Source organism: Cupriavidus sp. UBA2010 (genome assembly GCF_002335265.1).
GTDB lineage: Bacteria > Pseudomonadota > Gammaproteobacteria > Burkholderiales > Burkholderiaceae > Cupriavidus > Cupriavidus metallidurans.
This window is the reverse complement of the sequence record NZ_DDCI01000009.1, coordinates 194,071-219,137: the sequence shown is the minus strand read 5'-3', so window position 1 is coordinate 219,137 and position 25,067 is coordinate 194,071. Positions and strand designations below refer to the sequence as shown.

Below are 25,067 nucleotides of genomic sequence, written 5' to 3'. Positions count from 1 at the left end.
GATCGCCCGCAGAAAATCAGACGGGCCCCTACAAATCTGTCACAACTATCCGTGTAAGCTGTGGTCTGAGTTTCGCATTGCCAACGAGAACATCAGAATTTCATGACCAAAAGTTTTCTTGCTGCCATGCGTCAATACGTGTGGTTCAAAGGGGTCAAGCATCATGTGGTCCAAGGCGTCGAAGCGCTGTCGGACCTGCTTAAGTCCCCTTCCGCCGCGGCCCGCGCGGTCGCTGCGATCGTTGCCGAAACCGAACAAGGTGTGCAGGTATGGGTCTCCTACTTCGGCAAGCCCATGGACCCGCACACCAACTATGTTCTGTGGCCGAACCGCGCGCTGAAACCCGTGCGCCGACGCGCCACGATACCGGAGCGTCTGCTGCGCGACCGGTAACTCGTTGACCGGCGCCGAGGCGTTTCTCAATCGCTCGACAAGGAGTTGCCATGCCTGAACCGAAGCATGACGAAGCGCTGGTCAACAACTACCTCGAGCGCATCTCGGCGCTGTCCGTCAGTGCGTTTGATGGGGCGGATGTGGGTCAGGAACTCACGCAGCTCATGCATGAGGCAAAACGACATTGCTCCGGCGGCAACCTCGAAGTGCTGACGTCGCGATTGAGAGATCGCATTGACGCTGCTGATCGCGAGGATCAGCCTCAAGTACGCGACACCTTCGCCATGGCTGCTTCGCTGATTCAGGGCTAGGCTGCTAGCTCCCTTCCGACACACGAGCACGACACAAGCTTCTACGCAGCACATGCGAACACGGCGCACGAAAAAGTGCCGCGCTTACGCGCACTCAACTTCAATTCGTATAACTGGGAAACGTTGGCCGGACGGCCGATGAACAACTTGAGGACTTAGACCCAAGACATAAAGGTCTTGGTTGCGGGGGCAGGATTTGAACCTGCGACCTTCGGGTTATGAGCCCGACGAGCTGCCAGACTGCTCCACCCCGCGTCTGAAGAAGGAGATTATGACGCAATTGCACGAGCATCGCAAGCCTTTCCTGCACCAATCCGAAGAATGACCGCGCGAACGGCACCAGCATCGCCTCCCCGATGCACCTATGCGGCGCGGCTCGCACGCGATGCGGCCTCGAACTCGTTGATCGTGGCATCGACATAGCGATTCACGTTATCCAGCGCTTCCAGCCTGGTATCAAACGGCTGGCGCGGGAACGGGTTGTGCAATGCCATCAACACCTCGCCATCCTCACGGCGAATGATTTCGATCATGATGGCCCACTTGCCCCTCGGCAAGGCAACTACCTCGTAGATGATCTTGAATCCATCGTACTCGGGCATGGTGAACTCCCTTCTCTGCTGCTGACGCGCACGTACTGGCGCGCCTCACATTCAGGCTAGGAGTCATCCCCGGAAGCAAAAATGATCGCGATCAAACGATGCCGGATTCGGCTTGATATGCGTCATTGCGTGTATCGCAATGGCTGGCCCGCTACTGCCGGACTCAGCGCATCGGCCCAATCAACTTGTCGATCAGGGCATATGCCGCACTGAATGCGGCAACCTCCGCCGCATGGCGCGTGACGAAGGATGGAGCACATGACAGGAGTTCGGTATCGCCGGCATCTGAAGGATCCATCCCCTCCTGACCTACGCGGACCTCATAGCCCCAGCAGCGCCTTCCCGCAGCATCCGCGCCTTCCGTCACCAGCACATACGCATCCATGCCGCGATAACCTTCCACTCGCCACTCTTCTGCTTGCTGCTGCATATGCTGCCTCCCTCGACGGTCCTGACGATATGAAACTGGAGCCGGTCCGCCGCGATGCGTTCCGATTCGAAGATCCACCACTGGAGAAAGGATAGGCGCGAGAGCCTGGGAAGTACGGGAGGAGAAGATGAAGATTGCGCCGAATGCGCAAATGAAAAAAGGGCTTCCATTTCTGGAAGCCCTTTTCTCGTATAGGTTGGCGCGGCTGGCAGGATTCGAACCCACGACCCCTTGGTTCGTAGCCAAGTACTCTATCCAACTGAGCTACAGCCGCAACCGAGAAAAGAGATTATATAGAAGTTTTCAGTTTTGTGAACCCCCTTCGTGCATTTTTTTCATGTGAAGGGTTCGGCAGTCGCAACTTCCTATAATGAGAACCCGATGAAGTGATCCGGACCATGAACAAGGCTTTTGTCAAAGAGTCGTCGAACGATGACGACGAAGATCTTCCCGAAGGCGCGACCCCGCTGCCCGCCGGCACCAAGAACTACATCACCGCCGCAGGCTACAAGCGCTTGCGCGACGAATTGATGCACCTGATCGACGTGGAGCGTCCGGACATCGTGCAGATCGTGTCGTGGGCCGCCTCGAACGGCGACCGCTCCGAGAATGGCGACTATCTCTACGGCAAGAAGCGCCTGCGCGAAATCGACCGCCGCATTCGCTTCCTCACCCGTCGCCTGGACAAGGCCGAAGTCGTCGATCCTTCGATGCAGGGCGACAACGATCAGATCTTCTTCGGCGCCACGGTCACCTATGCCAATCAGTCAGGCGAGGAAACGACGATCACGATCGTAGGCATGGACGAGGTCGATCTCGACAGCAATCACGTAAGCTGGATTTCGCCGATCGCCAAGGCGCTGATCAAGGCGCGCGAGGGCGACACGGTGCCGCTTCGCACACCGGCCGGCATCGAACAGATCGATATTCTGGAAGTCCGCTACCCGCAGAAGTCTTAGCCGTCGTTGCGGTCGCGGAAGATTCGGATCACATCAGGGTTGCGTCGCAGCGCCCGCATGACGTTGGCCAGGTGCAGGCGGTTCTGTACCTGGATCACGAACTGCATGTAGGTAGCCTCCTGATGGCCGCCCTGCTGCGGTTCCATCGCCACGTGCGCGACGTTGGCATCTGCGGAGGTCAGGTCCGCAGCCACGCGGGCCACGATACCCTTGACGTTGCGGACCATGATCTTGATCGACACGTCGAAGGCGCGCGTCGTCTTCTTGGCCCACATCACCTCGATCCAGTGCTCCGGGTCCTTGCTGTGCAGCCGCTTGGCCACCTTGCAATCCTGCACGTGGATCTGCAGCCCTTCACCCTTGCCGAGGTAGCCGACGATCGAATCGCCGGGGATCGGACGGCAGCAGGCCGAGAAGATCATCGACATGCCTTCGTCGCCGGTAATCGGCACGGCCGGCGCGTCTTCGCCCGCGAACGTCTGGACGGCTGCCAGCAACGCGCTGTCGACATCTCCCGACAGTTCCTGCAGCAGGATTTCCATCCGGCGCGCGACCACTGCGGGCACACGGCGTCCCAGCGCGAGGTCGGCGAAGATGTCTTCCTTGAGCTTGTTGCCTGTCCACTGGATCATGCGATCCCAGACCGACTGCGGCACCGCCTTGAGTTCGATGCCGAGCTGGCGCGCTGATTGTTCGAGCAGGCGCTCGCCGAGCTGGATCGCCTCGTCGAGCTTGGTAGTCTTCAGGTAGTGGCGAATCGCCGCGCGTGCCTTGCCCGTGCGCACGAACGCCAGCCATGACGGATTCGGCTTTGAGTACGGCGCCGTCACGACCTCGACGATGTCGCCACTCTTGAGCTCCGTGCGCAACGGCAGAAGCTCGTTGTTGATCTTGACCGCCACACACTGGTTGCCCAGATCGCTGTGGACTGCGTAGGCAAAGTCGAGTGCCGTCGCGCCGCGAGGCAGCGCGCGAATATGCCCCTTCGGCGTGAACACATACACGGCGTCCGGGAACAGATCGATCTTGACGTGTTCGAGGAATTCCTGCGAATCGCCGGTCTGGCTCTGGATATCGAGCAGCGACTGCAGCCACTGGTGCGCCTGCTGCTGGATATCGTTGGCATGGTCCGCCTGGTGCTTGTACATCCAGTGCGCAGCCACGCCGGCCTCGGCGATCTGGTGCATCCCACGGGTGCGGATCTGGAACTCCACGGGTGTACCGAACGGGCCCACCAGCGTCGTGTGTAGCGACTGGTAGCCGTTGATCTTCGGAATGGCGATGTAGTCCTTGAACTTGCCCGGCATCGGCTTGTAGAGGCCGTGCAGCGCGCCCATCGCCATGTAGCAGTGCATCTGCGTTTCCACGACCACGCGGAAACCGTAGACATCGAGTACCTGCGAGAACGACAACTGCTTGTCGTGCATCTTGCGATAGATGCTGTAGAGCGTCTTCTCGCGGCCCGACAGTTCCGCCACGATGCCGGCCCCGGCCAGCGCGGACTGGGCGGCTTCAAGAATCCGCTTGACCACTTCGCGCCGGTTGCCGCGCGCGGCCTTCACGGCTTTCTCGAGCGTGGCGTAGCGGAATGGCGAGCCGACCTTGAACGACAGTTCCTGCAGCTCGCGATAGATCGTATTGAGACCCAGCCGATGTGCGATCGGCGCGTAGATCTCCATGGTCTCCAGCGCGATCCGTCGCCGCTTCTCGGGCGGCACGAAATCGAGCGTGCGCATGTTGTGCGTGCGATCGGCCAGCTTGACCAGAATCACCCGCACGTCGCGCGCCATCGCCAGCAGCATCTTGCGGAAGCTCTCCGCCTGCGCCTGCTCCCGGCTCTGGAATTCGAGCTTGTCCAGCTTGGTCAGACCATCTACGAGTTCGGAGACCTTCGGACCGAATTTCTCGGCCAGTTCGCTCTTCGTGATGCCCTGGTCCTCCATCACGTCGTGCAGCAGCGCCGCCATGATGGATTGCACATCGAGCTTCCAGTCGGCGCAAAGCTCGGCCACCGCCACCGGGTGCGTGATGTACGGTTCCCCGCTTTGCCGGTACTGGCCCAGGTGGGCCTCGTCGGAAAACTGGAATGCTTCGCGCACCAGAGCCTGATCGGCAGGCTTCAGGTACACGAGCTTCTCCATCAGCCGCGTGATCGAGATGACCTGTTGGCGCGGCGGCACCGCCGGCTGCGAGGTCGGCCCGAAAAAGTGCCGATAAGATTGCGCCAGCACGGCGTCGATGAACAGATCGCCACCGGGAGCCGCGGGCACCGTGCCCGCCACAGGCTCGGCATTGAGCTCGTTGGTCAACGCGGTGCGTGACTTGCCCTGCTGAATCGGGGGTACGACGGAACGCTCGCCGACGACGTTGTCGCCGAGCGGATCGGGAAGATTGGGAGCACCGGTACGGGCAGTCACAGTGGATTGTCCTGGACGCTTACGTCCGGTCGGTCCGGCTTGCGATGGTGTGGACGCCAGTGCGGAGGAAGCCGGCAGCGGCGCTCCGGAACCCACTGTCGTGGCGGAGGCGGACTGCCCGCTGGTCGCCGGCCGGCCATGCGGAGCCCGCGACGCCGGTTCGGCGGGCGGAGCAACGGCAGGATCGGGCGGCGGGAAAGTCATGGGGACGGCCCCTGTCATTCAGCGGAACGCGCGGCTGAAAGCGCATATATGCGAAGCGACGATGAACCACAGGCCGTCCCGGCAATCAGGTCGGTACCTTCTTCAGCATCTCGATGCCAACCTGGCCCGATGCGATCTCGCGGAGCGCCACCACGGTGGGCTTGTCCTTTGCCTCGACCTTGGGCGTGTGACCCTGCACGAGCTGACGTGCACGGTACGTCGCGGCGAGAGCGAGCTCGAAGCGGTTCGGGATGTGTTTCAGACAATCTTCGACGGTAATACGCGCCATATCAAATCCACCTTGGGATGAAACCTGTTCGACAGGCCGGTATTTTACAGCACGCGGCCGGAACCTTCCGGCCACGCGCTTGCTTTAGTGAATTCCGAGCTCGATGAACAACTCGGCATGTCGTGCTTTCTGCGACGAAAAGCGCAAACGGGTCGCGTGAACGACGTTCTGCAGCTGCTTCAACGCGTCATCGAATACCTCGTTGATGATCACGTAATCGGACTCCGATGCATGCGACATCTCACTACCCGCGGCAAGCAGGCGGCGGACGATCACATTGGGCTCGTCCTGACCCCGCTTCTTGAGGCGTTCTTCCAGCGCCGTCAGCGACGGCGGCAGGATGAAGATCTCGACAGCGTTCGAAAACCGCTTGTGTACCTGCTGCGCGCCCTGCCAGTCGATCTCCAGCAGCACGTCGGTGCCCTGGGCCATCTGCTGCTCGATCCAGACGCGGGACGTGGCGTAGTAATTGCCGTGCACTTCCGCCCACTCCAGGAATTCGCCCCGATCTCGCGCGGCGCGGAACTCGTCCACGGAGATGAAGTGGTACTCGCGGCCGTTCTGCTCACCGGGACGCGGACCGCGCGTGGTGTGCGAGATCGACAGGCGGATTGCCTTGTCCTGCGCCAGCAGCGCGTTGACCAGCGTGGATTTGCCGGCCCCGGACGGGGCCACCACCATGAACAGGTTGCCCGGATAGGCGGTATCGATGGCGGTGTGGGTCGTTTCGCTCATGATCTTATTCGAGGTTTTGAATCTGCTCGCGCATCTGCTCGATCAGGAGCTTGAGCTCCATCGAGGCATCGGCAAGTTCCTTCGCGGCGGCTTTCGAGCCGAGCGTGTTCGCTTCGCGGTTGAGCTCCTGCATCATGAAGTCCAGCCGCTTACCGACCTGGCCACCCTTCTTCAGGATATGCCGGGTTTCGTTGAGATGGGTCTGCAGGCGCGCCAGTTCTTCGGCGATGTCGATGCGGATGCCGTAGACCGTGGCTTCCTGGCGGATGCGCTCGGCAATCTCGTCGCGGCTCATCGACGGCATGCCGTTCGGCGCGACCAGGTTGAAAGCCTCCTTCAGGCGTTCGGTCAACTTTTCCTGGTGGTGGGCGATCAACTGCGGAATCATCGGCGTCAGGCGCTCGACAATCGCCAGCATGGCGTCGATCCGCTCCTCCAGCGTGGCCTTGAGCGCCGCGCCTTCACGGCGGCGGGCTTCCAGAAGCTGGTTCAGCGCTTCGCGGGCGGCGCCCATCACGGCATCGCGCAGGGCTTCCTGCGACAACTCGGGTTCCACCAGCACGCCCGGCCAGCGCAGGATTTCGCCCATGCGCATCGTGCCGGCCGAAGCAAACGTTGCCCCGACGGTGGCTTCGAGCGCACGGATCTGATCGAGCAGCGTCTGGTTCAGCGCCAGCGTGGCGCCGCCGGTATCGGTGCGCTGGAGGTTGATGCGGCACTCCAGCTTGCCACGCGACAGCTCGCCCATCAGCATCTCGCGCAGGGCCGGCTCGAAGGCGCGACACTCTTCCGGCGCACGGAACAGCAGGTCGAGGAAGCGCGAGTTGACAGTGCGGAACTCCACCGAAACCGACGCGGTACGGCCACTCGGTTCGCCCTGGGCGTTGGTGAGCGGTGCCTGGCCCGTGGCCAGGCCATAGCCTGTCATGCTGTGGATCATCGTCGGTAATCTCGCGAAAAAATCGAATAATCGAAAAACGCCGGGTAAGGCGCGGCGACCGGCTCCCCGAAAGGATCGGGGGCAGGCGGATCGCCTGAAAAATCAACAGAAAACAGAGGCAGAAAAACGCGGATATTTGGCAACAGTCCCCGCCAATGAATTCTTTACAAGTGACCGATTAGCCCGGAGAATCCGGGAGCAAATAAGGTCCCGAATCCTATGACAGAGTCCAAGGGCGCTAACCAGTCCAAGAGCGCGCCGCTGCCAATCGGCACGCTGCTGGCCAACTATCGTATTGTAAAGAAGTTGGCCAGTGGGGGGTTCAGTTTCGTCTACCTCGCCACGGACGAAACGGGCGCCCCGGTGGCCATCAAGGAATACCTGCCGTCGTCACTGGCCCGCCGCAGTCCCGGCGAGCTGATCCCGGTCGTTCCGGACGAGAACGTGGCCTCATTTCGCCTTGGCCTGAAGTATTTCTTTGAGGAAGGACGGTCGCTGGCCCGTATTTCGCACCCCAGCGTGGTCCGCGTGGTGAATTTCTTCCGCGAGAATTCCACGGTCTACATGGTCATGAACTACGAGTTGGGCAAGACGCTGCAGGAGCATATCCTGCAGGCCCGGCAGCAGGGCAAGGCCAAAGTCCTCCGCGAACGGTTTATCCGCAAGGTATTCCACGACCTCATGAGCGGCCTGCGGGAAGTGCATATCCACAAGCTTCTTCATCTGGACATCAAGCCGGGAAACATTTACCTGCGCGAGGACGAATCGCCGATCCTGCTTGATTTCGGCGCGGCCCGGCAGATCCTGACCATGGAAGCATCGCGTTTCCAGCCGATGTACACCCCGGGGTTCGCGGCACCCGAGCTCTACGGCAAGCATACGGACCTCGGCCCGTGGACCGATATCTACAGCCTGGGCGCCACGCTCTATGCCTGTATGGCCGGAATGCCGCCGCAGGAGGCCAACCAGCGTGAGAAGGAAGACCGCATGACCGAGTCGTTCGGTCGGCTGCGCGCCACCTACACGAACGGACTGGTCGATCTGGTCGAGTGGTGCCTGCGCCTGACGCCGGCCGAGCGCCCGCAAAGCGTGTTCCGGCTGCAGAAGGAGCTGCGCGACCAATCGAACGCGCTGGGCGAGCAGTCGGCTGCGGCCATGGCCGCCAATCCCGCAGGCCCCGTCACCGAGCGCCTGAACGCCACCAGCCGTTTCATGACCTTGCTGCGCCGCCGCGAAGAGAAGGCCCTGCCCGCCACCGAGGCAGGCCACGGCGGCAACTGATGCCAAACCGGCACGAACATAACGCATTCCGCTAAGCCAACATGCGATTCTCCGTCTATCAGGAAAGCCGCAAGGGCGGCCGCCGTATCAACCAGGACCGCATGGGCTACTGCTTCACGCGCGACGCCCTGCTGATGGTGCTGGCCGATGGCCTCGGCGGCCACGCGCTCGGCGAAGTTGCCGCGCAGCAGGCCTTGCAGACGCTGGCGCGTCAGTTCCAGACCCAGGCCCGTCCTGCGATCCGGAATCCTGCCGACTTTCTGCAGGACACGATCATGCTCGCGCATCGCGAGATCCATCGCTATGCCGAAGCCAACCGGCTGGCCGATATCCCGCGTACCACCGTGGTGTGTTGCCTGATCCAGCATGGCCAGATCCACTGGGCGCACGCCGGCGACTCGCGCTTCTACCTGATGCGCAAGGGCGCCCTGCTGACCCGCACGCGCGACCACTCGAAGATCGAGAATCTGCTGCAGCAGGAACGCGTGCTGCCGATGGACGTGGCCAACCACCCGGAACGCAACAAGCTCTACAACTGCCTCGGCTCGCCGAACCTGCCGCTGATCGACATCGGCGGCCCGGTGCGGCTGAACCCGGGAGACGTGGCGCTGCTGTGCTCCGACGGCCTCTGGGGCAGCCTTGAGGAAGACATCATCGTCGACAAGGTCACCCATCTTTCGGTGGTCCATGCGATACCTGACCTGATTGAACGGGCGCTTGCGAACGCCGGCGAAGGTGCCGATAACACCACAGCCATCGCAATGATGTGGGAAGCGGACGCCAATGTGCCGAACGACGACGCGGTGCTGACCGACACCCTGCCGCTCAATGCGTTCACCACCTCCATCCTCGAGCGCACGGGCAGCGAGACCGATCTGCTGTCCGAGGAAGAAATCGAACGCTCGATTGCCGAGATTCGCGCGGCGATCGACAAGACCAGCAACCTGATGCGCTGAGGCGCCGGGGGTCCCGGCAGGCACGCAAGGCTCGCCGGCGTTAGAATCGCGGTCTCACCCGATTCTGACGAAAGACTCCACATGCGACCCAGCGGACGCGCAGCCGATGCGCTGCGACCCATCACCCTGACCCGCCAATACACCCGCCACGCCGAGGGCTCGGTGCTGAGTGCCTTTGGCGATACCAAGGTGCTGTGCACCGCCAGCGTGCTGGCAAAGGTGCCGCCGCACAAGAAGGGCAGCGGTGAAGGCTGGGTCACAGCCGAGTACGGCATGTTGCCGCGCGCCACGCACACCCGCTCTGACCGCGAAGCCGCCCGGGGCAAGCAAACCGGCCGCACCCAGGAAATCCAGCGCCTGATCGGGCGCGCCATGCGTTCGGTGTTCGACCTGGCAGCGCTGGGCGAATACACGATCCACCTCGATTGCGACGTGCTGCAGGCCGACGGCGGCACGCGCACCGCCGCCATCACTGGTGCCTTCGTGGCGGCGCACGACGCCGTATCCGCGATGCTGCGCGACGGCCAGATCAAGGCAAGTCCGATCCGCGACTTCGTGGCGGCGGTCTCCGTCGGCATGGTGAACGGCGTGCCGGTGCTCGACCTCGACTACGCCGAAGACAGCAACTGCGATACCGACATGAATGTGGTCATGACCGGCAGTGGCGGCTTCGTGGAGGTCCAGGGCACGGCCGAAGGCACGCCCTTCAGCCGCGCCGATCTCGACGCCATGACGCGCCTGGCCGAGGCCGGCATCGCCGAACTCGTGCGCCACCAGAAGCAGGCGCTCGGGCTGTAAGCGCAGGGGAATATGTCGATGCAACGTCTGGTTCTGGCCTCCAACAACCCCGGCAAGCTGCGCGAATTCAGCGCGCTGCTCTCTCCGCTCGGCTTTGACGTCGTGCCGCAAGGCGAACTGGGCGTGCCCGAAGCCGAGGAACCGTTCGCCACATTCGTCGAGAACGCGCTGACCAAGGCCCGCCACGCTGCGCGGCTGACGGGAATGCCCGCGCTGGCGGATGACTCGGGTATCTGCGTCGAAGCGCTCGACGGTGCACCTGGCGTGTACTCGGCGCGTTATGCCCAGACCGTCGGCAAGCCGAAGTCGGATGCGGCCAACAACGCCCACTTGATCTCGCAACTGGCAGGCAAGCTGAACCGCCGCGCGCACTACTACTGCGTGCTGGTGATGGTGCGGCACGCCGATGATCCTCGACCCATCATCGCCGAAGGCATCTGGGCCGGCGAGGTCGTTGACGCCCCGCGCGGCAATGGTGGCTTTGGCTATGATCCGCACTTCCTGCTGCCCAGCGTCGGCAAGACGGCCGCCGAGCTGAGCGCCGAAGAGAAGAACACGATCAGCCATCGTGCCCTGGCACTTCAGGAACTGGTGGCCCGCCTGCAGACCGCCGGCATCAAGAGCTGCGCATGATCCCGATCGTCCCTGTCGGCGGTGGCACGCCGGCCGCATCCTCGCCGCTATCCCCGGCCGACAACCAGAAGCTTTGGCTCAAGCCGGGCCAGATCGCCCTGCCCGGCTCGCCACCGCTTTCGCTCTACGTGCACATCCCATGGTGCGTGCGCAAATGCCCGTATTGCGATTTCAACTCGCACGCGGCACCGGGCAAGCCGGATAGCCATGAGATTCCCGAGGACGCCTACCTCGACGCGCTACGCGCAGATCTTGAGCAATCGCTGCCACTGGTATGGGGACGTCCCGTGCATACGGTGTTCATCGGCGGCGGCACGCCGAGCCTGCTGTCGGCCGCTGGGATGGACCGCCTGCTATCGGACATCCGCGCGCTGCTGCCGCTCGATGCCGATGCCGAGATCACGATGGAAGCCAACCCCGGCACCTTCGAAGCCGAACGCTTCGCAAGCTATCGCGCCAGCGGCATCAACCGGCTGTCGATCGGCATCCAGAGTTTCAACGACGCCCACCTGAAAGCGCTTGGCCGGATCCACGGCGAGCGCGAGGCACGCGCGGCCATCGACATCGCGCTGACGCACTTCGACAACGTCAATCTGGACTTGATGTATGCGCTGCCGGGGCAGACCCTGGACGAATGCGCGCGCGACCTGGACGCAGCGTTGTCGTACGGCACCACGCACCTGTCGCTCTATCACCTGACGCTGGAACCGAACACGCTGTTTGCAAAGTTTCCGCCCGCGCTGCCGGACGAGGATACCGCCTACGAAATGCAGGACATCGTCGAGGCCCGTACGGCCCAGGCTGGGTATCGCCACTACGAGACATCGGCCTACGCGAAGCCGCATCGCGAGGCGCGCCACAACCTCAACTACTGGCGCTTCGGTGACTATCTCGGCATCGGCGCCGGCGCCCACGGCAAGCTTTCGTTTCCAAACCGCATCCTGCGGCAGATGCGACACAAGCACCCGGCCACTTATATGGAGCAGGCTCTGGCTGGCAACGCCGTGCAGGAAGCGCGCGAAGTCGGCGCTGACGAACTCCCGTTCGAATTCATGCTCAACGCGCTGCGTCTGACGGACGGCGTGCCGGCATCGAGTTTCCACGACTACACCGGCCTGCCGTTACACATGATCGGCAAGCAGCTTGCCGCGGCCGCGAAGAAGGGACTGCTCGACGCCGACCCTACCGTGATCAAGCCGACTGAACTGGGCCGACGCTTCCTCAATGACCTGCAGGAAATGTTCCTGAAGGATTGAGGTTGCCCACATAGAAGGCTCGACGAGAGCGTCAAGCCAGAATGAAAAACGCCACGCGAATGCCGCGTGGCGTTTTCTTTTGCCGATGTATCGAGGTAGCGAGGTATCCGGTGAGCTTAGTACGCCGTCGCCATATCGTTGGCCACTCGCGCGCGATCACCGACGCGCAGGTTGCCGATATTGCTTTGCGTCACCGTCGCCACGCGACCATCGTCCAGTCGGACATTGACGCGATACGCAGTGCTGGTATTCGACCCGGCCCGCTTCTCGATCTGATTGCCCGCCACCGCGCCACCCACCGCGCCGACGATCGTTGCCACGGTCTGGCCAGAACCGCCACCAATCTGGTGTCCAAGCAAACCGCCCGCCGCACCACCAATCACGGTGCCCAGAATGCCCGAACTGCCCTGCGTGCTCTGGATCGGCTCGATCGATTCCACGCGGCCCACGAACACCGAACCGGCAGGCGCCTGATAGGTGTTGGTTCCCGGCTGTTGATAGCCAGTCGGCGGCGGCGCCGTGCTGTAGTTGCCGTAACCGCCATAGCCCGGCTGCGCACAACCGGCCAGTCCGGCCACCAGCGCCAGAGCACCGGCAGCACCAAGAACCTGCCACGGTTTACGTTGTTCTTGCATGAAGTATTCTCCTCAAATCGCCTGTACAAACAGCGAACCTGCAGTATGAGACTGCATTCGCGCCTCTCTTAGGAGGCGCGATGGGCTGACAAGGTTCCGCTGTCTCGGACAACTCGAAGGACGGCTCCAAAACAGCGAACCCACTCCATCATGATACTGCCAGCCCGCGCATCCCTGTATAATGCGCGGCCGGGCATACGCGCTGTCACGCTACAATGCCCGCAAATCTTCCAGACACCGGAAGCGTGGCCGAGTGGTTTAAGGCAGCAGTCTTGAAAACTGCCGATGGGGTGACCCATCCGTGAGTTCGAATCTCACCGCTTCCGCCAGACTCCTCCGTGCGCGAACAGTCGGACGGTCAGACTGCCCTCGGCACATGCCCGCCTCCCGGGCGGCTCCGCCGAATCAGGCCCCCAGGCAGGACTTCGCGATAATGCCCAACTGGACCTCGGCGGCACCGCCGAAGATCGTGTAGGCCCGTGCATTGAGGAAGTCAGGCAGCAAACACGCGCGCAACACCTCGTCTTCGGAAGGCTCCTCATCGTGGGCGTCGTCCGCGCGCCATCGCAAGCTTTCGGCGCCAACAACCGTCGTCCCCATTTCGCTGATTGCCTGCCGCAGCCTGCTGGCGCGGAGCTTCAGGACCGACGCCACCGGACCGGGGCTCTCACCCGGCGCCACCGAGCACATTGTCTTCAATTCGAGCATCTCGAAGGCGTCGAGATCGGCGCGCACCTCTCCGAACCGGAGCCGCCGCAAGGTCGTGACAGTGGTATCGCCATCACACTGTGCCTCTCCTGCCAGCACATCGCCGACCCGCTTGAGTTGCGAGCGCAGGCGAGGACTGAAGATGCCAGCCCCGCGCTCGAACTCGAGCAGATAGCGCGCGCACTGCCAGCCTTCGTTCTCCGCGCCGATGCGGTTGACGACGGGCACGCGCACGTTGTCGAAGAACACTTCGTTGACGTCATGGTCGCCACCTATGGTTGGAATCGGGCGAACCGAGATCCCGGGCGTCTCCATGTCGATAAGAATGAAGCTGATGCCCTCCTGCCGCCGCCCTTCGGTGCTGGTGCGCACGAGTGCGAACATGCGATTCGCGTGGTGGGCATGGGTCGTCCACAACTTGCTGCCGTTGATGACGTAGTGGTCACCATCGCGCACGGCGCGGGTTCGCAGCGATGCCAGATCGGAGCCGGCGCCCGGCTCCGAGAACCCCTGGCACCAGTAGTCCTGCCCGGAAAGGATGCGCGACAGATATGTCTGCTTTTGCGCCTCGGTGCCGTATCGCAATATCACCGGCCCGACCAGCCTCACCCCCATCGGATGGACAAGCGGCGCGCCAGCGAGTGCGCATTCCGTCTCGAAGATAAATCGTTCGCTAGCACTCCATCCCGTTCCGCCCCACTCCCTGGGCCACAGCGGGACGAGCCACCCACGCTCACGCAGACGTGCCTGCCACGGGCCCGAGATTTCCGGCTCCGGATACATCGCCGTCGTGAGTTGCTGCCCCCGACGCAGTTCCGCAGGCAGATGCTCGCGCAGGAAAGCGCGTACGGTGTCCCGAAACTCGACAAGTTCGGGTGTCAACAGCAGATCCATCAGTGTGCCTCCGCATATGCCGCCACAGCCTGGCCAGATGTCGCCGGATCAAGCAAGGTCTGGCTCATGCGCCAGTCGCCGGTGTGCATGTCATTCCCCAATTGCATCGAATGCCAGTCGGCATGGCCATCCTGCAACCGGAAGCGCGTCAGCAGTCGGAACAACGCTGCTACGTGAAGCTCCTCCGAAACGCCCATCCCCCCATGCAACTGCACGGCCTGGGCGGCAACATAGCGTGCGGCACGGCCCGTACAGGACTGGGCTAGTGATGCCGCATCGCGCGCCAGTCGCCGGTCCGCAGCGATGCGAAGCGCGGCCAGTTCGCAAGCGGCACCCGCTTCCTCGCAGCAGACCGCCATTTCCGCAAGCCCGTGCTGTACCGATTGCAGGGCGGAGAGCGGCCGACCGAACTGTTCACGCTGCGTGACGTGAGACACGGTTGCTTCCAGTGCCGCTCGCATCGCGCCAGCAGCTTCCCAGCAGGAAGCGACCAACGCCTCCGCAACGATCGTCATGAAGCCATCGGCGATCTCCTGTTCGGAAGCCTTCTGACCCAGGCGGGCGTCATCCGGCAGATGAACCGCGTCGAGCACGAGGTCTGCCGCGCGGCTGCCGTCCGCGACCAGGCATGCGCGCGACGTCTTGCCCTCGGCATCCGACGGAACGATGAACAAGCCGATTCGGGGATGTGCGCCCTCAGCATGAATCGAGGCGCTGACCACCAAAGCATCGGCATCCGCCCCACCCACAACCAATGACTTCTTCCCACGCAGCGTCCATCGCTCGCCGCGCGGATCCCATCTCGCCGTGGTCGCCGGCATCGCCCATGGGTCTTCACGCCCCGGCTCCGTATGAGCCATCGCAAGACAGCGGTCGCCTGTGATCAGCGGCGCCAGCCAGGTATCGCGCTGCTGCATACTTCCCAGTGTCGCGATGAGCTTGCCAGCCATCAGCACGCCACTCCGATAACCGGGCGCTGCCACGCGATACCTGCCGAACGCCCGCATGAGCAACCCCACCTCGATCGGGCCACCGCCGAAGCCACCATCGGCTTCGGCAAATGGCAGGGCGAGCCAGCCCATTTCCGCGAACGCAGGCCAGTACGACCTCGCATCTCTGGCCTGCCGGATGTCGTCGGCATTGCCCGCCAGCCAATGCAGCGCACTGCTCTCGAGCAACGTCTGCGTTTCCGTGAATGTCAGCTGCATGACTCAATCCGCCTGCGCGCCAGAAGCCTTGGCGACCTTCGCCCATTTCACGGCATCCTGCTTGACGAAGCCTGCGAACTGCGTGGGCGTGTTGCCGATGATGTCGAGGCCGAGATCACGGAATTGCTGGATCAGCGCCGGGTCCTTGAGCGATTCCTGGACGGCCACGTAGACCCGTTGCACCGCCTCGGGCGACGTGCCCGCTGGCGCCAGCAGCCCCAGCCATGGCATGGCTTCATAGCCGGGCAGACCCGATTCGGCCACAGTGGGAACGTTCGGCAATGTGGCCGATCGCTTCGCCGTGGTCACCGCCAGCGCGCGCACGCTGCCGGCCTTGATGAACGGCGCCGACGACGCATAGGCATCCACCATGACCTGGACGTTCCCGCCTACCAGATCCGTCAGCGCCGGGGCGCTGCCCTTGTACGGGATATGCGTCATGTCCACGCCAGCCATCGACTTGAACAGTTCGGCCTCCAGGTGCGTGGACGTGCCGGTGCCGGCGGAGCTGTAGCTGAGCGCCTTGCCGCTCGTCTTCATATAGGCGATCAAGTCCTTCACGCTATGCACGGGCACCGCGGCGTTGACCTCCAGCACGTGGACGACCGAAGCCACTAGCGTGATCGGCGCAAAGTCCCGAACCGGATCGTAGTTGACGTTCTTGTAGATGCTTGGCGCGATGCCCAGCGACGACGCGGCCATCAGCAACGTGTAGCCGTCCGGCGCCTGCTTTGCAACGTAGTCCGACGCAATGACGGTACCGGCGCCAGGCTTGTTCTCGATCACGATTGGCTGGCCAAGCTGCTTGCGCATGCGCTCGCCCAGCGCGCGCGTCATGATGTCGGCGGCACCGCCGGGTGGAAATGGAACGATGATGCGCACTGGCTTGCTCGGATAGGCATCCGCCGCCGCCACGGGCGTGGCGGCAACGGCAGCAAGCATCACCATCGACCCTGCAATCATGCGTTTGATCATGACAGTCTCCTCTTGTAGTTTCGTAGTTTCCGATGAACGTTTCGAATCGCCGGAACGGACTAGCGCGCTGCAGGAAGCACCAGCGCGTCAAGCATCGCCACACCTTGACCACGCTCGCGCACCGTCAGCGGATTGATCTCCGCTTCCCCGGCGGTCTCCCCGAGCGCCACGAACGCATGCCCGAACGCCGCGATCGCCTCGCAAGCACCGTCGAGATCCCGAAGTGGCGTGTTGCGATAGCCATCGAGCAGCGGGAATGCCTTCAGCTCCTGCAGCATTTCGCGTGCGCCCGTGGCATCTACCGGTAACAGCCGATGCGTCACGTCCCGGTAGAGCTCGGTAAGCGTGCCGCCCAGCCCCACGGTCAAGGCGGGTCCGAACACGGGGTCTCGCACCGCGCCGACGATCAGCTCCACGCCCTGCGCGGCCATCCGTTGCACGATCACGCCGTCGATGCGCGCGGTTGGCACATGACGCCGCACGCTATCCATCACGACATGAAACGCCTCGCGTACCGCGCCGGCATTGGTGAGCCGCAACTGAACGCCGCCCGCCTCGGTCTTATGCGGCACATCGGCGCTCAGCACCTTCAGCGCCACCGGGAATCCGAGTTCCGCCGCGGCTGCGGCCGCGTCGTCCGCGCTCGTCGCAATGCGCTCGTCGAGCGTCGGCACACCGTGCGATGCGAACCACGCGCGCGCTTCGTACTCATTGCCGGGCAGCGATGTCGCGGCTATCGTCGAACCGGCACGTGAAGCGCTGGGCTGCGCCAGCGCGCGCCATGCCTTGCGGGCGCGACGCTCATGCCAGTGGAGAAACGGCGCGAGCGTCTGCATCGTCATGCCGATATCGGTCATGACCGGAATGCCCGCATCGCGCAGAAATTCACGCCGCGTCGAACGGCCAGTGTCGACAGCGACGATAAGCCTGCCGTGCTCCGCCACGACGGTGGCGAGATCGTCGGCCATCCGGTCCAGCAGGTAGCCCGGCGCGTACACAATGATGGTATCGACGGCATCGGAGCTTGCCAGCGCCCCGAGCGCAGTGCGAACGAACCCGGGATCATTGACGACGTTGCCAGTGACGTCGATCGGGTTCGACACCATGCCGTAGTCGGGAATGCCGGCCCGCAACGTATCCTGAAGTGCCGCCGGCAGCGTCGGCACCTCGAGCCCGGCGCCGATGCACTTGTCCGCCAGAATTGCCCCCACCGCCCCCGAAATGCTGACGATCGCGATGCGCCGGCCAGCGGACCGCTGGCGATAGCGCGCCAGTTCGGCGATATGCGCCATCTGGGCGAAGTCCTGGCACTCGATCACATTGAGCTGGGAGAATGCGGCGCGATAGATCGCCTGGTTGCCAGCCAACGCAGACGTGTGCGAGCGCACGGCTTCGCGCCCCTTGTCTGTTTCGCCGGCCTTGTAGATGATCAGCGGCTTGTCCGCCTCCGCGCACGCCGACGCCGCCTCGATGAACCTCGCGCCGTCGCGCAGTTCCTCGATATAACCGATCACGACATCCGTTTGCGGGTCCTGAGCCAGGTACTCGAGGTATGCCGAGTAGTCGATGCAAGCCTCGTTACCTGTGTTGATGAATTGGCTGAAGGGCACACCCAGCTCGCGGGCGATGGCGAACACCGCCGCGCAGACATTGCCGCTCTGCGTCAGCAGGCTCACGCGACCCCGCTCCGTCTGTGCCGGCGCGGTCCTGAATACCGATGCAAAGGCCGTATAGGCGTGCGTGTTGAGGTTGGCGAAGCCCATGCAGTTCGGGCCGGCCACCAACATGCCGCTGTCCCTCACATAGGCTTCCATGACGTCCTGCAGGGCCGCGCCGCTTTCTCCGGCTTCGGCGAAGCCTGCCGCATAGACGATCGCCGCGCGGATGCCGCGCGCGTGGCAGCGCTTGAGCATCGCGGTCACATCCTCGGCCGCGATCGCGAGCACCGCCAGGTCGATGCCATCGGGCAGGTCTTCCACCTGTCGATAGCAGCGCAGGCCGAATACGTTCTCGTACTTGGGATTGACCGGGTAGACGGCACCGGCATAGCCGAATCGAACCAGCAGGTCTATCGGCATACCGCCGATGCGGCCCGGATTGTCGCTGGCGCCGATGATCGCGATGGAGGCGGGATTCAACAGGGGTTCGAGCATGTGCGCCATGTCAGCGGGTTCCTTGCTTGTCGGCGTCCACGGCGACGTTCTTGACGATGGCCTTGGCAAGGCCGGCATCCCGCGCGCGCAGGAACCCCTCCCCGAGATGGGAGAGCTGATGGGTGTCGAAGTGCGCCGACAGCGCCGAACGAAGACCCTGCGCGTCCAGCGTGCGGTTCAGGGAGCGCTTGATCAGATGCAGGCCGAACGGCGGCGCCTTGGCGATACGGGCGGCCAGCGCATCGGTTTGCGCTTCGAGTTCGCCTTCCGCGACCACGCGATTCACCATGCCAATGCGCAACGCTTCAGCTGCATCGATCCGATCCCCGGTGAAGAGCATTTCCTTGGCTTTCCTGAGCCCCATGACCCACGGATGAATCAGCACCTCGGTGGCCGCCGCGCCGAGCGAGTGGCCAACCGGATCGGAGAAGTACGCCGACTCGGAGGCGACCACCAGATCGCACATATTGGCGATCATGAAGCCGCCGGAGACGCAGGCGCCCTGCACTTGCGCAATGGTCGGCTTTGGGAAATCCCAGATGCGCATGCAGTAGTTGAAGTACCGCTCGCTTTCGTACGCCCAGCGCTCCTCCACCGTGAAGTTGGCGCGTTTCTCCTGCGCCTCCTTGAGATCGTGCCCGGCAGAGAAGTGGGCACCGCGACCGCCGATCACCACCACGCGCACCGAGTCGTCGGTGGCCGCTTCGGACATCGCGTGATCCAGTTCGTCCAGCATCCGCTGGCTTTGCGCATTGCGGGCGCTTTCGCGCGCCAGCCAGACGCGACGCACGGCGTCGCGCTGTTCGATTTCGATGGTGGTGTAAGGCATCCCGGCTCCTCTGTTCGATGTGGTTTGACGTCTTGGCTGTGTCGAGTGATTCCAATCGAGTGTAAAAGCAGGTATTTTCACAATACAAACACAAGCAACTGTTTTGACCACTATATGGACACCAAGAAAACCCGGAGCACGAACGAGGGAGAGACAGAAATGCGCGATGAGACGGCGGGAAGGAAGACCGCGGGCGCGCAAACATTGCGCCGGGGGCTGGAGATCCTGAGGCTGCTGGCCCGCCATCAGGAAGAAGGCGCGACGTTGGCGGATATCGTCACGGAAAGCGGCCTGGAGCGGCCGACGGCATATCGGCTGCTCTGCTCGCTCGAGGAGGAACGCTTCGTCGAGCGCAACATCCACAGCAAGCGCTACCGGCTCGGTATCGACGCTATGCAGCTTGGCGCCGCCGCCGCGGAGAAAGCGCCGATTGTCGATCTGGTCGCGCCTCTGATGAAGAAGCTGGCTCGTGTGTCGGGCGACACGGTCTTCCTGGTGGTGCCACAAGGAGACTTCACCGTCTGCCTGCACCGGGAGGAAGGGCCGTTCCCCGTGCGCGTGTTCACGACGGTGCCGGGCCAACGCCGGCTACTTGGCATCGGCGCTGGCGGCCTCGCGCTGATGTCGGCAATGTCGGACGACGCGATCCGCGAGGTTCACAAGCGCAAGCACGCACTTTATGCCGAAGCCGGAATGCCGATCTCGCGACTACTGGCGGCAGCGGCCAGAAGCCGACGCAAGGGCTATGCGGAGATCGTGGATACCATCACCGAAGGCGTCTCCGGCGTGGGATGCGCGTTCCAATTGCCGTTTGGCGCGTCGGCGGCCATCAGCTTCGGCGCGATCAGCAGCCGCATGACCGCAAGCCGCCGAGACGAACTCGGCGCGTTGATCGTGCGGGAGCTATCGACGATGAACCCGGCTGGATAGCGCTACGCCGTCCGGCCCATCAGCGTCGACGCGTCAATATCGCGTAGAGTCGGCCTGCCAAGCAATGCCATTGCGGCTTCCAGTTCGGTTTGCAGCAGCGTCAGCATATGGACCACGCCCGGCATCCCGCCGACCGCCAGCGCGTGCAACACTGGCTGGCCAAGCAGTACCGCGGAGGCACCCAGCGCAATCGCCTTGACGATATCCGTACCGCGCCGCACACCGCCATCGAGCAGGATCGGCACAGCGCCAGCCACGGCGGCGGCAACGGCGGGCAGCACGTCGATCGTGGCGGGAAGCGTGTCGAGCACGCGGCCACCGTGATTCGACACGATGATGCCGGACACCCCCGCATTCAGCGCGGCAGGCACGTCGGCCGGATTGAGCAAGCCCTTGACGAGTACCGGCAACGCGGTCTGTCCGCATAGCCACTCGATGTCAGACCAGGTCGGTGCATGGGCCAACATACCGCGAAAGACCGGACTCCCCACGCTTGCGCGAATCGGCTCGTTTGCGGCAAACCCAGCAAGATTGACCGCACTGACACCATCGGGCAATCGAAACCCCGCGCGCTGCTCGACATTGCGGATGCCGCTGACAGAAGCGTCAATCGTCACCACCAGCGCCTTGTAGCCCGCCTGCTCCGCCCTGCGGACCAGCGCCAGCGTGTCCTCGCGCCGTGGCTGCATGTAGAGCTGGAACCAGAGTGGCGCGGTGGATGCGCGCGCGACCTCTTCCAGCGTGACGCTGGCCTGGGTGCTGACAGTCATCCAGGTGCGGGTGAGGGACGCCCCCTGAACCGTCGCCAGTTCACCGTCGGGATGGACGAGCTTGTGATACGCGGTTGGGGCAATCAGGATCGGATAGTCGAGCGTCTCGCCGAACAGTTCGGACCGGGCCGATGCCTGCGACATATCGACAAGCGCGCGAGGCATCAGCCTGATGCGCTCGAATGCGGCGCCGTTCTCGCGCTGCGTTACCGCATCCGCCGCCGCGCCCGCGATGTAGGCGCGAATCGCTGGGTCCACCCTTTCGTGAAAGCGATACTCGTAGTCACGCAGCGAGACGGTGTCGGCGGGGATCTGCATGAGTGTCAAAGCTCTGCCCAGCGCCTGAGCAGGTTGTGATAGTGGTTGACCAGCGCGAGCACGGCGTCCTTGTCGTCGCCGAGTTGTCTGCGGACTTCCATGATCGTCAGATCGAGTTCGTAGAGCATTGTCCGCTGGCCGTCGTCCTTGACCATCGATTGCGCCCAGAAGAACGAAGCCCAGCGAGCGCCACGCGTGACCGGGGTCACGGCGTGCAGCGACGACGCAGGGTAGACCACCATGTGCCCGGCCGGCAGCTTCACCGTATGGCTACCGTACAGGTCCTTGATCACGAGTTCTCCGCCGTCGTATTCGTCGGGATCGGTCAGGAAGAGCGTGCTGGATACATCGGCGCGGATGCGCATCCCGCCGGTGCCCGGCACGGTACGGATGGCATTGTCCACGTGCGTGCCGAATGTCATGCCGCCTTCATAGCGATTGAACATTGGCGGCAAGACACGCAGAGGCAACGCGGCGGAGTGATACGAGGCATTGCGACCCAGCGCGGTCAGGATGAACTCGCCAAGCTCTTGTGCCACCTCGCTATCGACGGGAATCTGCAGATTGAGCTTGGACTGGGCCGCGAGATCGCCCGCAGTAGCGCGACCGTCGACCCAGTTCGAACTTTCCAGCCGTTGCCTGCAGTACCGGACTTCCTCCGGTGTGAGGACATTGGGTATCTGAATGAGCATGGCAGTTCAAGGTTTGGCGGAGCGGCGCACGTACGCCGGAAAGCGTATGGTAGCCGCTCCGTAAAGCCCGCGACTTGCGTTAGAACGTCATGCCGACGTTAAACAGGAACGTCCGGCCGGAGGTGGGCACGGCACGCACCGCGTTGAACGACGACTGATAGTTCAGGCGATTCGTCAGGTTGTAGGCATTGAGCGACGCGCGGAACTTGCCCTGTTTATAGCCGATCATCGCATCGAGCGAGAAGTTATCGGGCATACGCGCGGTGTTCGCCGTGTCCGCCCAATAGGCCGACGCGTACTGGAGACCGCCACCCACTGTGAGCCGGCCCGGCAACGGCAGGATCGTGTGCGGAATGTCATAGCTGGTCCAGAGCGTCACATTGTGGCGCGAGACGCCAGGGGCGACATTGCCAATCGAGGTAGGCGCCGTGGCCGAGGTGACGATGCCGTCCAGGTAGGCATATGCCATCGTGGCCGACCAGTTGTTCGTAATCCGCCCGCTCAGGCCAATTTCCGCGCCGCGGATGCGCCGGCCTTCACCGGAATCCGAGAAACCGTTGGTGATGTCTCCGGTGATCGGGTCAACCGTGTACGCGTTGTACTTCTTGGTCTGGAAGATCGCACCGGTCACGCCCAGGCGCTTTTCGAGGAAATCCAGCTTGGCGCCCACTTCGATCGTGTCGGCACGCTCTGGCTCGGTGTTGACACCGTTCTGCGGCACCTCGGACTGCACGCCGCCGACCGCCACCGCGATATCGGTCCCGACCGGACGATAGGTGCGCGAGAACGACGTGTAGAACATGTAGTCCTTGGTCGGCTCCCAGATCGCGCTGATAGCCGGGCTCAGCTTCTTCGAATCGGATACGCCACCGACCGAGGACGCATTGGTCGAGTACTCGCTGCGGAAGTAGTCCCAGCGCAGGCTGCCCATCAACGAGAACTGGTCGTTGAACCAGACACGGTCGTTGGCGAATACGCCAACGTCGATCGAGTTCGCATCGCGCGTGGTGCCGCCATAACTGACCGTCGCACCCGGGCTGTTGTAGAAAATCGGGTTCATGACGGTCTGGTTGTTCATGCGGCCCGTCCAGGTGCCCATGTCGCGATGGTCACGCTGGTAGATCGTATCCAGGCCAACCATGGCCTTGTGACGGAAGCTACCGGTATGGAACTCGCCCTTGGCGCTCAGCACGTTCTGAATGCCCCAACCGCGCTGCAGATAGGTGGAACCGCCGCCCGCGCCGTACGCCAGACTCACGTTGCCGCCCGCCAGCAACCGCTGCAGGCTCGCGTAGTTGAGCGACGCCGGGTTGGTGGAAGAGAAATCACGCTCGTAGAAGCTGAAGCGCGTGTCGTTGTTGATGGTAATGCCGTTGTCGAGCCGTTTCATGAACGACGACGAGACGATATGGGCGTCGGTGATGTCCCGGTCGGTATTACGGACGTAGGACGTCGACGACGCGTAACCCGGTACGTTGTACTCAGGCAGCGGACGGAAGATGCCATCCGCACCCTGCGCCAGCGGCACGCCGTAGTCCGGCGCGCCACTGCGGTGCAGGTAGGAGTAATTCAGGTGCCATTCCGTGCTGGTGCCCAGACCGGTGCCGAAATCGATGGCGAAACCACGACGGTCGTCATCGACATGGTCGCGATCCGCGACACGGCCATTCTGGAACACGCCGTTGATACGGACAGCGGACGTATCGTTCAGGCGGATATTGCTGTCGACCGTCGTGCGGTACGTCGACGCCGAACCGACGCCCTGGTCGATGCTGGTGCTCGTGTTCAGGTTCGCCCGCTTGGTTGACTGGTTGATCAGACCACCAATATTGCCTACGCCGAAGGTCTCACCCGACGGTCCCTTGATCACTTCCACGCTTTCGGTGTTGAAGCTGTCGCGCTTGTATGCGCCGAAGTCCCGCAGACCATCGACATAGATGTCGCCCTTGGCGGAAAGGCCGCGAATGCGGAACTGGTCGCCGTTCTGCCCGCCGTTGCCCTCACCCGTGGAAATCGTAATGCCCGGCACGTTCTTCAGGATCTGCTCGAGGGAAGTGGCCTGCTGCTGCTCGATGACCTCCTTGGGCACGACGTTGATCGTCTTGGGCGTTTCCTTGATGGTCTCCGGCAGACGCGACATCCCCGTCGGTGCGTCATTGGTGTTGGGAACACCCTTGCCCGTTACCGTGACGGACGGCAGCACATTTCTGTCGTCGGCCGATCCAGCCGAACTCTGACCTTCAGGCGCGGTTTGCGCATGTACGACCAGCGGAACAGCGGACACGGAGATTGCCAGACCAGCTGAGGCCGCGCCAGAAACCAGCACGCGGATGGCACTCGAAAGGATTTTTTGCTGCACGGAAGACTCCAGCATGAATGACTTGAAATGACGTTCAGTGCTGCCGCGCCAGTCGAAGTCAGGCCGCGATCCAGCTTCGATCGCGACCACCTCATTGCGGGAATGCGGTGTTGCAAGGCAAAGGGATACCCGCTCGCGTCCAGGTGGGACGCAAGAACGTTTTCACTCTTGTGGAATGGCGGGTCACGGCCAGCCGGAACGACTGGCGCTGGCCTTGGCCCTTGTCAGGCGGGTGTTCGCATTTGCGATTGGATCAAGTGACGGCAGGAAGCACAGACCTGTAAATGTAAATTATTCGCATTTACATTGTCAACTATCAAGCACTCTGGTTGACCTTAGATGCAGACATTTGGAGCCTGAATCGAACGCCGCGCGGCGTCCTTCACCGAACG

At 63.0% G+C, this 25,067-nt stretch carries 24 protein-coding genes and 3 tRNA genes; 10 read left to right on the top strand and 17 right to left on the bottom strand.

The window, feature by feature from the left end:
• Positions 1-102 precede the first annotated feature (102 nt).
• Both B2246_RS04390 and B2246_RS04385 read left to right on the top strand, forming a co-directional pair.
• Positions 103-393: a hypothetical protein gene (locus B2246_RS04390; protein WP_008649735.1), complete on the top strand. Its 291-nt coding sequence runs from the start codon at positions 103-105 to the stop codon at positions 391-393.
• A gap of 50 nt (positions 394-443) precedes the next feature.
• The gene (locus tag B2246_RS04385) at positions 444-704 is read left to right on the top strand and encodes a hypothetical protein (RefSeq protein ID WP_008649733.1); all 261 of its coding nucleotides are present in this window, start codon (positions 444-446) and stop codon (positions 702-704) included.
• Between the two features lie 178 nt (positions 705-882).
• Here B2246_RS04385 and B2246_RS04380 read toward each other — a convergent pair.
• The 4 genes from B2246_RS04380 to B2246_RS04365 all read right to left on the bottom strand — a co-directional run bounded on the left by B2246_RS04380 (position 883) and on the right by B2246_RS04365 (position 2,010).
• Positions 883-959: transfer RNA gene (locus tag B2246_RS04380), tRNA-Met, on the bottom strand.
• A gap of 107 nt (positions 960-1,066) precedes the next feature.
• Positions 1,067-1,306, bottom strand: coding sequence for a hypothetical protein (locus tag B2246_RS04375; RefSeq protein ID WP_008649731.1), 240 nt, complete (start codon positions 1,304-1,306; stop codon positions 1,067-1,069).
• A 163-nt stretch (positions 1,307-1,469) separates the two neighbouring features.
• Entirely contained in the window at positions 1,470-1,736 is a 267-nt protein-coding gene (locus B2246_RS04370) for a hypothetical protein (RefSeq protein ID WP_008649729.1), read from the bottom strand.
• A 197-nt stretch (positions 1,737-1,933) separates the two neighbouring features.
• A tRNA-Arg gene (locus tag B2246_RS04365) sits at positions 1,934-2,010 on the bottom strand.
• Between the two features lie 124 nt (positions 2,011-2,134).
• Between B2246_RS04365 and greB the strand changes: the two genes are divergently transcribed.
• Positions 2,135-2,695 carry a transcription elongation factor GreB gene (greB, locus tag B2246_RS04360; protein WP_008649726.1) on the top strand — a complete coding sequence of 187 codons (561 nt, stop codon included), beginning with the start codon at positions 2,135-2,137 and terminating at the stop codon, positions 2,693-2,695.
• Here greB and B2246_RS04355 read toward each other — a convergent pair.
• From B2246_RS04355 to B2246_RS04340, 4 genes are all read right to left on the bottom strand, one after another.
• The gene (locus B2246_RS04355) at positions 2,692-5,112 is read right to left on the bottom strand and encodes a RelA/SpoT family protein (protein WP_035881694.1); all 2,421 of its coding nucleotides are present in this window, start codon (positions 5,110-5,112) and stop codon (positions 2,692-2,694) included. The genes greB and B2246_RS04355 overlap by 4 nt on opposite strands.
• Positions 5,113-5,401: 289 nt before the next feature.
• Positions 5,402-5,605: a DNA-directed RNA polymerase subunit omega gene (rpoZ, locus tag B2246_RS04350; protein WP_006578656.1), complete on the bottom strand. Its 204-nt coding sequence runs from the start codon at positions 5,603-5,605 to the stop codon at positions 5,402-5,404.
• Positions 5,606-5,689: 84 nt separating this feature from the next.
• Positions 5,690-6,340, bottom strand: a complete 651-nt coding sequence (gene gmk / locus B2246_RS04345) for a guanylate kinase (RefSeq protein ID WP_008647042.1) — start codon at positions 6,338-6,340, stop codon at positions 5,690-5,692.
• A 4-nt stretch (positions 6,341-6,344) separates the two neighbouring features.
• Positions 6,345-7,280 (bottom strand): YicC/YloC family endoribonuclease, encoded by a 936-nt coding sequence (locus B2246_RS04340; protein WP_008647044.1) that lies wholly within the window; start codon positions 7,278-7,280, stop codon positions 6,345-6,347.
• 219 nt (positions 7,281-7,499) lie between these two features.
• On the opposite strand from B2246_RS04340, the gene B2246_RS04335 reads away from it, so the two are divergent.
• From B2246_RS04335 to hemW, 5 genes are all read left to right on the top strand, one after another.
• Entirely contained in the window at positions 7,500-8,561 is a 1,062-nt protein-coding gene (locus B2246_RS04335; protein WP_008647046.1) for a serine/threonine protein kinase, read from the top strand.
• Positions 8,562-8,602: 41 nt separating this feature from the next.
• Complete coding sequence (locus B2246_RS04330) at positions 8,603-9,517, top strand: PP2C family protein-serine/threonine phosphatase (protein WP_011515681.1); 915 nt, start codon at positions 8,603-8,605, stop codon at positions 9,515-9,517.
• A gap of 81 nt (positions 9,518-9,598) precedes the next feature.
• A complete protein-coding gene (rph, locus tag B2246_RS04325) occupies positions 9,599-10,315 on the top strand; it encodes a ribonuclease PH (protein ID WP_011515680.1) in 717 nt (238 codons plus the stop codon).
• Between the two features lie 18 nt (positions 10,316-10,333).
• Positions 10,334-10,948, top strand: coding sequence for an RdgB/HAM1 family non-canonical purine NTP pyrophosphatase (rdgB, locus tag B2246_RS04320; protein WP_286879808.1), 615 nt, complete (start codon positions 10,334-10,336; stop codon positions 10,946-10,948).
• Positions 10,945-12,204, top strand: a complete 1,260-nt coding sequence (gene hemW / locus B2246_RS04315; protein ID WP_286879806.1) for a radical SAM family heme chaperone HemW — start codon at positions 10,945-10,947, stop codon at positions 12,202-12,204. Before rdgB ends, hemW begins: the two co-directional genes overlap by 4 nt.
• Before the next feature lie 116 nt (positions 12,205-12,320).
• On the opposite strand, the gene B2246_RS04310 is transcribed toward hemW, so the two are convergent.
• Positions 12,321-12,839 (bottom strand): glycine zipper 2TM domain-containing protein, encoded by a 519-nt coding sequence (locus tag B2246_RS04310; RefSeq protein WP_286879804.1) that lies wholly within the window; start codon positions 12,837-12,839, stop codon positions 12,321-12,323.
• A 239-nt stretch (positions 12,840-13,078) separates the two neighbouring features.
• Between B2246_RS04310 and B2246_RS04305 the strand changes: the two genes are divergently transcribed.
• Positions 13,079-13,168, top strand: a tRNA-Ser gene (locus B2246_RS04305).
• Positions 13,169-13,244: 76 nt separating this feature from the next.
• Here B2246_RS04305 and B2246_RS04300 read toward each other — a convergent pair.
• Genes B2246_RS04300 through B2246_RS04280 form a run of 5 tightly spaced genes read right to left on the bottom strand, consistent with a single transcriptional unit; the run spans position 13,245 to position 19,606 of the window.
• Positions 13,245-14,441, bottom strand: a complete 1,197-nt coding sequence (locus tag B2246_RS04300; protein WP_286879803.1) for an acyl-CoA dehydrogenase family protein — start codon at positions 14,439-14,441, stop codon at positions 13,245-13,247.
• Positions 14,441-15,649, bottom strand: a complete 1,209-nt coding sequence (locus tag B2246_RS04295) for an acyl-CoA dehydrogenase family protein (protein ID WP_286879801.1) — start codon at positions 15,647-15,649, stop codon at positions 14,441-14,443. Before B2246_RS04295 ends, B2246_RS04300 begins: the two co-directional genes overlap by 1 nt.
• A 3-nt stretch (positions 15,650-15,652) precedes the next feature.
• Positions 15,653-16,624: a tripartite tricarboxylate transporter substrate binding protein gene (locus B2246_RS04290; protein ID WP_008646055.1), complete on the bottom strand. Its 972-nt coding sequence runs from the start codon at positions 16,622-16,624 to the stop codon at positions 15,653-15,655.
• 59 nt (positions 16,625-16,683) lie between these two features.
• Entirely contained in the window at positions 16,684-18,786 is a 2,103-nt protein-coding gene (locus B2246_RS04285; RefSeq protein ID WP_286879799.1) for an acetate--CoA ligase family protein, read from the bottom strand.
• Position 18,787: 1 nt separating this feature from the next.
• Entirely contained in the window at positions 18,788-19,606 is an 819-nt protein-coding gene (locus B2246_RS04280; protein ID WP_011515669.1) for an enoyl-CoA hydratase, read from the bottom strand.
• A gap of 159 nt (positions 19,607-19,765) precedes the next feature.
• On the opposite strand from B2246_RS04280, the gene B2246_RS04275 reads away from it, so the two are divergent.
• Positions 19,766-20,536 (top strand): IclR family transcriptional regulator, encoded by a 771-nt coding sequence (locus B2246_RS04275; protein WP_008646052.1) that lies wholly within the window; start codon positions 19,766-19,768, stop codon positions 20,534-20,536.
• A gap of 2 nt (positions 20,537-20,538) precedes the next feature.
• Here the strand turns inward: B2246_RS04275 and B2246_RS04270 are convergent, their stop codons facing one another.
• From B2246_RS04270 to B2246_RS04260, 3 genes are all read right to left on the bottom strand, one after another.
• Positions 20,539-21,624: an alpha-hydroxy acid oxidase gene (locus B2246_RS04270; RefSeq protein ID WP_008646051.1), complete on the bottom strand. Its 1,086-nt coding sequence runs from the start codon at positions 21,622-21,624 to the stop codon at positions 20,539-20,541.
• A 5-nt stretch (positions 21,625-21,629) separates the two neighbouring features.
• Positions 21,630-22,316, bottom strand: coding sequence for a Fe2+-dependent dioxygenase (locus B2246_RS04265; protein WP_035881605.1), 687 nt, complete (start codon positions 22,314-22,316; stop codon positions 21,630-21,632).
• A 79-nt stretch (positions 22,317-22,395) separates the two neighbouring features.
• Positions 22,396-24,675, bottom strand: a complete 2,280-nt coding sequence (locus tag B2246_RS04260; RefSeq protein ID WP_286879793.1) for a TonB-dependent receptor — start codon at positions 24,673-24,675, stop codon at positions 22,396-22,398.
• Positions 24,676-25,067 lie beyond the last annotated feature (392 nt).

What these genes read in the sequence shown, in the direction of transcription:
- gmk (WP_008647042.1), bottom strand. Translation starts at nt 6,340, where the DNA reads ATGAGCGAAACGACCCACACCGCCATCGATACCGCCTATCCGGGCAAC.
- greB (WP_008649726.1), top strand. Translation starts at nt 2,135, where the DNA reads ATGAACAAGGCTTTTGTCAAAGAGTCGTCGAACGATGACGACGAAGAT.
- B2246_RS04335 (WP_008647046.1), top strand. Translation starts at nt 7,500, where the DNA reads ATGACAGAGTCCAAGGGCGCTAACCAGTCCAAGAGCGCGCCGCTGCCA.
- B2246_RS04330 (WP_011515681.1), top strand. Translation starts at nt 8,603, where the DNA reads ATGCGATTCTCCGTCTATCAGGAAAGCCGCAAGGGCGGCCGCCGTATC.
- B2246_RS04310 (WP_286879804.1), bottom strand. Translation starts at nt 12,839, where the DNA reads ATGCAAGAACAACGTAAACCGTGGCAGGTTCTTGGTGCTGCCGGTGCT.
- hemW (WP_286879806.1), top strand. Translation starts at nt 10,945, where the DNA reads ATGATCCCGATCGTCCCTGTCGGCGGTGGCACGCCGGCCGCATCCTCG.
- B2246_RS04385 (WP_008649733.1), top strand. Translation starts at nt 444, where the DNA reads ATGCCTGAACCGAAGCATGACGAAGCGCTGGTCAACAACTACCTCGAG.
- B2246_RS04375 (WP_008649731.1), bottom strand. Translation starts at nt 1,306, where the DNA reads ATGCCCGAGTACGATGGATTCAAGATCATCTACGAGGTAGTTGCCTTG.
- B2246_RS04290 (WP_008646055.1), bottom strand. Translation starts at nt 16,624, where the DNA reads ATGATCAAACGCATGATTGCAGGGTCGATGGTGATGCTTGCTGCCGTT.
- B2246_RS04340 (WP_008647044.1), bottom strand. Translation starts at nt 7,280, where the DNA reads ATGATCCACAGCATGACAGGCTATGGCCTGGCCACGGGCCAGGCACCG.
- B2246_RS04390 (WP_008649735.1), top strand. Translation starts at nt 103, where the DNA reads ATGACCAAAAGTTTTCTTGCTGCCATGCGTCAATACGTGTGGTTCAAA.
- rpoZ (WP_006578656.1), bottom strand. Translation starts at nt 5,605, where the DNA reads ATGGCGCGTATTACCGTCGAAGATTGTCTGAAACACATCCCGAACCGC.
- B2246_RS04285 (WP_286879799.1), bottom strand. Translation starts at nt 18,786, where the DNA reads ATGGCGCACATGCTCGAACCCCTGTTGAATCCCGCCTCCATCGCGATC.
- B2246_RS04280 (WP_011515669.1), bottom strand. Translation starts at nt 19,606, where the DNA reads ATGCCTTACACCACCATCGAAATCGAACAGCGCGACGCCGTGCGTCGC.
- rdgB (WP_286879808.1), top strand. Translation starts at nt 10,334, where the DNA reads ATGCAACGTCTGGTTCTGGCCTCCAACAACCCCGGCAAGCTGCGCGAA.
- B2246_RS04265 (WP_035881605.1), bottom strand. Translation starts at nt 22,316, where the DNA reads ATGCTCATTCAGATACCCAATGTCCTCACACCGGAGGAAGTCCGGTAC.
- rph (WP_011515680.1), top strand. Translation starts at nt 9,599, where the DNA reads ATGCGACCCAGCGGACGCGCAGCCGATGCGCTGCGACCCATCACCCTG.
- B2246_RS04270 (WP_008646051.1), bottom strand. Translation starts at nt 21,624, where the DNA reads ATGCAGATCCCCGCCGACACCGTCTCGCTGCGTGACTACGAGTATCGC.
- B2246_RS04300 (WP_286879803.1), bottom strand. Translation starts at nt 14,441, where the DNA reads ATGGATCTGCTGTTGACACCCGAACTTGTCGAGTTTCGGGACACCGTA.
- B2246_RS04370 (WP_008649729.1), bottom strand. Translation starts at nt 1,736, where the DNA reads ATGCAGCAGCAAGCAGAAGAGTGGCGAGTGGAAGGTTATCGCGGCATG.
- B2246_RS04295 (WP_286879801.1), bottom strand. Translation starts at nt 15,649, where the DNA reads ATGCAGCTGACATTCACGGAAACGCAGACGTTGCTCGAGAGCAGTGCG.
- B2246_RS04275 (WP_008646052.1), top strand. Translation starts at nt 19,766, where the DNA reads ATGCGCGATGAGACGGCGGGAAGGAAGACCGCGGGCGCGCAAACATTG.